General features: G+C 58.2%; 4 protein-coding genes and 3 pseudogenes. 2 read left to right on the forward strand and 5 right to left on the reverse strand.

Features of this window, described 5'->3' with window-relative positions; genetic code table 11:
* Positions 1 to 582: 582 nt before the first annotated feature.
* Positions 583 to 2361 carry an adenylate/guanylate cyclase domain-containing protein gene (locus IVA91_RS11185; protein ID WP_247458760.1) on the forward strand — a complete coding sequence of 593 codons (1779 nt, stop codon included), beginning with the start codon at positions 583 to 585 and terminating at the stop codon, positions 2359 to 2361.
* Positions 2362 to 2464: 103 nt separating this feature from the next.
* On the opposite strand, the gene IVA91_RS11190 is transcribed toward IVA91_RS11185, so the two are convergent.
* On the reverse strand, positions 2465 to 2860 hold the full coding sequence (locus tag IVA91_RS11190) for a response regulator (protein ID WP_247458761.1): 396 nt from the start codon (positions 2858 to 2860) through the stop codon (positions 2465 to 2467).
* A 10-nt stretch (positions 2861 to 2870) separates the two neighbouring features.
* The gene (locus tag IVA91_RS37095; RefSeq protein WP_346015478.1) at positions 2871 to 3644 is read right to left on the reverse strand and encodes a response regulator; all 774 of its coding nucleotides are present in this window, start codon (positions 3642 to 3644) and stop codon (positions 2871 to 2873) included.
* Between the two features lie 232 nt (positions 3645 to 3876).
* Between IVA91_RS37095 and IVA91_RS11205 the strand changes: the two genes are divergently transcribed.
* Complete coding sequence (locus IVA91_RS11205; protein ID WP_247458763.1) at positions 3877 to 4509, forward strand: NYN domain-containing protein; 633 nt, start codon at positions 3877 to 3879, stop codon at positions 4507 to 4509.
* Between the two features lie 611 nt (positions 4510 to 5120).
* Here IVA91_RS11205 and IVA91_RS11210 read toward each other — a convergent pair.
* The 3 pseudogenes from IVA91_RS11210 to IVA91_RS11220 form a co-directional block, all read right to left on the reverse strand.
* A pseudogene (locus tag IVA91_RS11210) lies at positions 5121 to 6468 on the reverse strand (IS701 family transposase).
* 75 nt (positions 6469 to 6543) lie between these two features.
* Positions 6544 to 7424: pseudogene (locus tag IVA91_RS11215) on the reverse strand (IS630 family transposase); the annotation flags it as partial.
* A 66-nt stretch (positions 7425 to 7490) separates the two neighbouring features.
* Positions 7491 to 7691, reverse strand: a pseudogene (locus IVA91_RS11220) (transposase); the annotation flags it as partial.
* Positions 7692 to 7918 lie beyond the last annotated feature (227 nt).

Consider the following 7918-nt stretch of genomic DNA (forward strand, 5'->3'; position numbering starts at 1 on the left):
ATTAAGCCTCTTGTAGTGGACTGGAACGGCCTTCGAAAAATAGGTTGGGGTATCAGTCGCACCCATACTTGGCGTTTGATGTACGATCCTAGGTACGCAGACAACGCTTTCCCGCGTTGTCGCAAGCTTGGGCCGCACAAAAACAGCCATCCGTACTGGCGTGTTGCCGACATCTTGGCCTACTTCGAGGCCAACGGTCTTCAGGTGACTGACGACTGGCACGCTCCTTAAGGAAGGAGCGGGGACGGCAGTGGCGACGCTTCCAAAACGTCATCAACGGCCGTCCCTTCCTGGGGCTCGCGGTTCTTGGCACTATCATTTTTGTCTTAGGCACGAATGCCGACTGCATATTGGCGCATCAAGCATTGTCTTTGCCGCGGGGAGTCTGAGTTTGGCCCTGAGCCCGAACATCACGCCGAGGCATTTGTCTCCGCCTCTCAAATTGGTCTGCTCGTCGGGAGGGATCGGAAGTGAGAGGGCACCAGTCAAACCGACGATCGTGACCCACCACCGGCCTAGTCCAGCGCGGTCCGATGTGCTTTGATGCGCGTCAGGCTAAGAATTGCGAATCTGGAGAATTCTTTGACCGTCGAGCGTGTCGACCGGCGACTGGCAGCGATATTGGCGGCGGATGTTGCCGCTTACAGCCGCCTCATGGGCGCCGATGAGGAAGGAACTCTGGCCCGGCTGAAGGCGATTAGAAGCGCTCTTGTCGATCCCACGATCGCCGCGCATCGCGGCCGCATCGTCAAGACCACGGGCGACGGCATGCTCGTCGAGTTCGCCAGTGCAGTCGATGCAGCGCGGAGCGCAATCGCGATCCAGCGCAGGATGGTGGCGCAAAACGCAGACGTTCCGAAGGAAGTGGGGATCGAATTCCGCATCGGCATCCACGTCGGTGACGTCATTTTCGACGAGGGCGATATTTTCGGTGATGGCGTCAACATCGCGGCGCGACTCGAAGGGATTGCGGAACCAGGAGGCGTCTGCATCTCCGATGACGCCCATCGGCAAATTCGGGGCAAGGTCGATATCGTCTTCGACGATATGGGACCGCAGACCTTGAAGAACATTGCCGAACCGATGCGGGCCTGGCGTTGTCAGATTGATGCCAGCGCATCTGCGTTAGAGCCGGTCAAACCGTCAGAAGGGGTCGCCCAGCTTCTCCCTGACAAACCCTCCATTGCTGTGCTGCCTTTCACCTGTCTTTCCGAGGAGCGCGAGCTCAAGTTTCTGACGGAGGCAATGACTGAGGATTTGATCACGATGTTGGCACGGATTCCCGGCTTCATCGTCATCGCCAGGCAATCCGCCTTTGCTTACCAGGGCCGCTCGGTCGATAGCCGCCAGATCGGGCGCGAGCTTGGAGTCCGCTATATCATCGAGGGCAGTGTGAGGCCCGTGGGCCGGCGGCTTCGTGTCGGCACGCAGCTCGTCGAAGCGACGACCGGCGCACAACTCTGGGCCGACCGGTTTGACGGTCAAGCCGAGGAGGTCATCGAGCTGCAGGATCAAATGATGCGCGCGATCGCTGGCCGGGTTGAGCCGGAGCTCGTTCGTGCTGAAGTTGCCCTGATACGGCGTCGGCGCGACGCCAGTCCGAACGCCTGGTCCTGCTTCCGTCAGGGGGCCGGGATGATCAGCCTCAAAGGGTGGAGCGAAGAAACGCTGACCGAGGCCGCCGCGCTGTTGCGTCAAGCGACGGTCCTGGATCCTGACTTTGCGCTCGCGCACGCCCAGCTCGCCCTTTTTCTATCGTTAGGCGCGCGGCTCGGTCTCGTCGCAGAGGGCGCTGCCGCCGTGACCGAAGCGCGCACGGAAGCCGAACGGGCAGTGGCAATCGATCACGATGCTTCCGAGGTGCTTGGCTATGCCGGCTGCGCGTTGGCAGAGCTGGGCGATACGCAAAGAGGCACGGAGTTGCTGGAACGGGCGATCGAGAGCGACCCCAGCAATGCACAGGCATGGGTCGCGCTGGGGACTGCGCAATGCTTTGCCGAGAAGATTGATGTGACGGGGCTCGAGAAATTGCAGCACGGGATGCGGCTCAGCCCGCGCGATCATCGGTTAGGGTTCTGGGGAACGTTCTATGCTCTGGCTTTGGCGAGGCATCGTCAGATCACACAGGCTCATGAGGAAATCCGGGCAGCCTGTCGTCGCGATCCGCAGTTCTATGTTGCTCGTGTGATTCTAGCACTCATAGCGGCTGGACTCGACAGAAAAGAAGAGGCGGTGGAGGCGCTAAACGAAGCAAGACGCTTGCGCCCACGGCTCTCGTTCAAGGAGATTGAATTTCTGGTGGGACGTCGCGCAGCGCTTCTCGCTCCTCTTTGGACAAAGGTTTCGAACTCCTCGCCCTGACCCGATTGCGGTTGAGTCAGAGAGGTTGAAAGTAGGAGCGTAATAGCCGGAGCCGTTACGACCGCAAACCCCGGGCGGCAGAGCCCAGGTTGGGCGGCCAAGATCACGAAATCGTCCGCGCTTTATCTTCCGGTTTTTGCGTGGTGCTATCCGGTAGAATGACCGCGAGTACGCGCATGAGCGCATCGGACGAACATGGCTTGTTGAGTACAGGGACTCCCTTGAAGGCATCGGGCACACCTCCAGAGCCGTAGCCACTCAAGAAAAGGAAGGGAATGCCTCTTCCAGCGACGGCCTCGGCGACAGGCAATACGTTGGTGCCGTGCAAGTTGATGTCGAGGATCGCGCAATCATAATCCTCCGTTTCTGCTAGGGATTGACCCAAATCGACGCTCCCTGCCTCGGCCGCGACTCGATGTCCAAGTTCCTCCACCATTTGAACAAGCATCATCCGGATGAGCGCCTCGTCCTCAACGATGAGTATCGATGCCTGCTTCATCCGTCCTGCCTCAGCTACTTGATGCAAGCGAGCGGCCATTCAGCAGATTGGAAAGGGCCGTTAAAACCTGCGCGGGTGCAAACGGCTTTTGGAGCATGATGCTGTTCGGGACGCCCTGCACCGACCACTGATCGGCAACAGCGCCGGACATGTACACGATTGGGAAATTGCTGTTGACCTCGCGCGCTGTTCGCGCGACCTCCCAGCCGTTAAATCTCCCCATGAGATTGATGTCAGTGACCACAGCAAGGTAGGCGACGATTCCCCGTTTCAGGAGGGTCACGGCTTCCTCCCCGCTGGTTACGAAAGCGGTCTCAAAACCTCCTTCAGTAAGCGCGTCCTCAAGAAGTGCCTGGATCGCCTCGTCGTCTTCAATGACAAGGATGATTGGCTTATCTGGCAAGTTTTCCCCCAGCACAACATCCGGCTGGAGGGTACAAAGTGTACAGAAGGCAAAAAGTTCCAGTGCTTCCGGGATTTTCGGAGCCCGCAGGGAGTTAAGCTGAGCTTCGTCTTCAACCTCTTCTTTTGGCGCAAGAAGGTGACCCGAAGCTGGTCGCCGTTCACTCTCCAGCTGGCAACGGCCGTCGCCAGTCCGGTGGAAGACGGCAGCAGGAAGAACTCGCTCAGGGTTAAGCCTGGACTGATCTTTCAACCTGAAGTGCAGATCCTGAATCCGCAGCAACCTTGAGGCACGAACGGCACCACGTGCCATCGATGCCATCATGTCCGCTGGTAGTCGGCTCTCGAAGGTGACGCGTCGTGCCTCTTCTTCTTTTGACATGGACAACCAACCGCGCTCGTTGGTAGGTCTTCACCCGATTCGCCCGATGCGGTCTTCAGGCGATGTTTACGAATTCATCCTGGCGAACTCGCAATATTGTTTGAAGGTTAAAGGACTACGTTATACCTTTGTGCGGTCAAGCTTCGATGAAAAGCTTTGGGGGTGCCCCCTCATTGGCGAGTTCACATGCTGAGCTCGCAGCGTGGCACTTCGCGCTTCAGAGATCGCCATCATGTCGTCTCCCAACAAGATTGCGCTTTTTATCGATGGAGCCAATCTCTATGCCACGGCCAAGGCGCTCAACTTCGATATCGACTACAAGCGCTTGCTCAACGAGTTTCAGAGCCGCGGAACGCTGCTTCGGGCCTTCTACTACACCGCCATCATCGAGGATCAGGAGTATTCCTCGATCCGTCCGTTGGTCGACTGGCTGGACTACAACGGCTACACCGTCGTCACCAAGAGAACCAAGGAGTTCATCGACGTCTCCGGCCGCCGCAAGGTCAAGGGCGACATGGACGTCGAGCTTGCCGTCGACGCTATGGAACTCTCCGAGCACATGGACCAGATGGTGCTGTTCTCCGGTGATGGCGACTTCCGCTCCTTGGTCGAAGCCGTGCAGCGGCGCGGCGTCCGCGTCACCGTGATCTCCACGATCGCCGCCCATCCTCCAATGGTAGCTGATGAGCTGCGTCGCCAAGCCGACGTGTTCACCGATCTAATCGAACTCCAAGCTAAGATCGGTCGCAATCCCTCTGAACGGCCGGCGCCGCGCCAGCGCGAGGCGCGCTATCACTCGGAGCAGGTCCCAGAGCGTGAGACCACCGCAGAGTTCAAGGGAAACGATAGCGTGCTCGAGGAGTGAGCCCCGAAGCGAGACCGCGCTGGTGAAAATCCAGTCATTGGCATGGCTCGGAAGCCGGCGCACGTGGCCTCGGAGAGCGACGAAAAGCCCGGCATTTGCGCCAGGCTGATCGCCAATATAGTTCCGTTATCAGCAACAGACGAATTAGAGACAAGTCCACGCGTCCGGTCAGTTCGGATTCCGACATTGCTGCTTGCTCGCGAGCTTCGCATGATCGATGTTGGGTTGCGCGCCTTCTCGACACGCGCGCGACGGTAACCGGGGTGCGCTTTCACGCGCAAAAAGCCGAGCAAAGCATTCGACGCTGATGCGAAGCCTAAATCGAAACTAGTTCCCTTGCCGAGGCGGTTGACGGAACCCAGCTGGTTGGAACGACGCGATAAATTTGGTTATCGTCGATAATCATGATGACCTTGTCGCAAAATCAGAGAATATGTTTGTGGAAAACATGGGAGGTTCGAATGGAAATAAGCTCCGACATGTAGAGGCGAGAACACTCGGCAGAAGACGGCGTACCAAATCGAGCTGCCGAGCAAGAGGAGTGAACTGAACTCGGCGGCGAGACCGGCCTCTAGCACTACTTTGGCAGAATTGGTTTGTGCTGCAGTTTTTCACGGATACGTCTTCTGCAGTAGGGGCATCGCTGCGATGGCTGCCGTAGGATGAGATCGACGATGGCGTGACGTACTGCGGGCATGGTTGGCTGAGGCGGAGGCCCGTTGATTCTTTTTTTCCGCCCCGCGTGTGCGAGGCGACGGTATTGCAAGAAGGCGTAGGCGATCATGGTCATTAGTGCGTGACGATGAAGACGTTGCCATGATCGCCCTTCGAAGTGATCAAGTCCAAGCTCCTCTTTCAACTGCTGATGCGCCTGCTCGCAGATCCATCGTGCTTTTATGGTGGCGGCCAGTGTGCGCAGATCCGTCGACGCAGGCAGGTTGGCCAGATAGTATTTTTCTCCCCTAAGGCACGTTGCTCGCCAATGAGCCAGGCTTCGTCGCCCGGGAGATGCTGCTGACCCTTATCCCATATCCGCTGCGGAGGTCCGTCGGCGGTGCGGACACGGACAGCAGCAAATCGGGCTTTCAGTCGACCTTTCGTCCCGCTGCGCCAACTCACGGTTTTCCACCTGGCGCTCGCCAGCATTTGTTCTGCCGCAATCGACAAAATATCTGGTACGTGGTGCTTCCGGGGTTTCCCGCGGACTTTGGTAATCGGCCAAATGAGCTTCACATTGACCGGATACACCTTGAGATGCCGAGGGATGCCGACGGCCCAAGCCAGCCCGCGCTCTGTCAACCCTTGTCGAAACGGTGCGCTGAGCCCGTATCCCGCATCCGCCAGTACAGATCCAAAGCGCACGTTAGCTGCCATCGCGCGGTCAATCTCGGCCAAAGCAATTTCCGGCTTGGACCGTGCCGTTCGATGTTCGACCGGCACGCGAGCGCGCTTTAGACGAGACAGGTCGCTAGTCCAGCTGTCAGGCAGAAAGAGACGCAAAGCGATCATCACCGGCACTTCACCTCGCGCAAGCGTCAAAGACACCAGCGTTTGGCAATTTGCCGTTTTGCCGAGAGCCGACGCGTATTGAGCCGCAACACCAACCGACCGTTCACCTTTCTTCGGCAGTGAGGTGTCATCAATGACCAGCACCGCATCCTTGCCGCCGACAAGCCCGTCGGCCTGGTTGAGCAACTCAGATTCCAGCGATGACTCGTCCCAGACACCATCGGCGATGAAATGGTGCAGCTGATCGTAGTTGCCGGTTGCGAGGCGTTCTGCCATCGGCTGAACGCTCTTGCGATCGCCAGGACCGATCAATCCCGCAACGTAAAGGGGCCACATCCGCTGCCGGGTCTTATGACCCAACCGCTGCAAGAACGGCTTCAGCCAGCGTTCGAGTTCGTCTTCCCATTCTGCCATGGTCAGCCCTCCAAGAGCCGACCACCCATGAATCATTGAAAAATCGATTCGGGAATCCTAATAAAAGGCTCAAATCCAACAATCTGCCAAAGTAGTGCTAGTCACGTGAATCTAAAGTTCGCCACATAAAGTCTGCTGGGCTTTGTGGCAGAAGCGTTTGACGGAAGCCAAGATCTGGTCTGCGGACTTGGTCCATTTGAAGGGCTTCGGGTTATTGTTGTGCAGTTCGATGAAGGTACGGATGTCGGCCTCGAGTTGCCTGACGGAGGTGTGAACACCTCGCTGGATTTGCTTTCTGGTGAGCTCAGCGAACCAGCGCTCGATCTGATTGATCCATGACGCGGAAGTCGGCGTGAAGTGGACATGATAGTGCGGCCGGCGAGCGAGCCACGCTTTGATCTTGGGTGTCTTGTGGGTGGCGTAGTTGTCCATGACGATATGGACAGCGAGCCCCTCAGGGATTTGAGCGTCGATCTCTTTGAGGAACTTCAAGAACTCGAACGCCCGATGGCGCTTGTAGCATTTGCCAATGACAAAGCCGGAAGCGACATCGAGAGCGGCAAACAGCGTGGTCGTACCATGCCTCACATAGCTGTGCGTACGCCGTTCCGGCACCCCAGGTATCATCGGCAAGACCGGCTGCTCGCGATCGAGCGCCTGAATCTGGCTTTTCTCATCAATGCTGAGGACGAGCGCACGGTTCGGTGGGGATAGATAAAGGCCGACGATATCGCGCACCTTGTCGACGAACAGCGGATCGCTCGACAGCTTGAATGTCTGGCTACGGTGCGGCTGCAAGCCGAACGCCGACCACATTCGGCGGATCGTGGTGTGGGAAAACCCAGTTTCCGCCGCCATCGACCGGATCGACCAGTGCGTCGCGTCGGCCGGCGTCGTCCGCAGCGTCCGCTCGATCACCGCGGCAACCTGATCGTCGTTGATGGTGCGAGGGCGGCCAGGTCGCGCTTCGTCAAGCACCGGCCATCGCAGCGATGCCCCTACTGCAGAAGACGTATCCGTGAAAAACTGCAGCACAAACCAATTCTGCCAAAGTAGTGCTAGGACGCGGACTCATTAACGCGCAGCCATAGCCTGATTGACGCGAGTTGAACGAAGGCAAGGTAGTTGGCAGCGAGCCTGTCGTAGCGCGTCGCCACCCGACGACATTGTTTGGTCCTGTTGAAGAACGGCTCGACCTGGTTGCGAGCGCGGTAGAGATAGGGGCTAAAGCAGATCGGATCGCTGCGATTGCTTTTCGGCCGGGATGTCGCGCGCCATGGAAAACTGCCCCCTCAGCGTCACGAGGAATTGCCCCCTCGTCGGATAGCTGGGGAGAGAGTGAATGAAGCAGGAACGAATCACTGAAGGCTCGTCGTGGATTGATCCACGGGGGCAGGTGATGAAGACGCCGGATGACGTGGCGGAGATGTTGCGCCTGAGGGCGTGCGGGTGGGGTCTGAAGCGGATTGCGCGACAGCTGGGCTGC

It is taken from the genome of Bradyrhizobium sp. 153, from assembly GCF_023073835.1.
Taxonomy (GTDB): Bacteria; Pseudomonadota; Alphaproteobacteria; order Rhizobiales; family Xanthobacteraceae; genus Bradyrhizobium.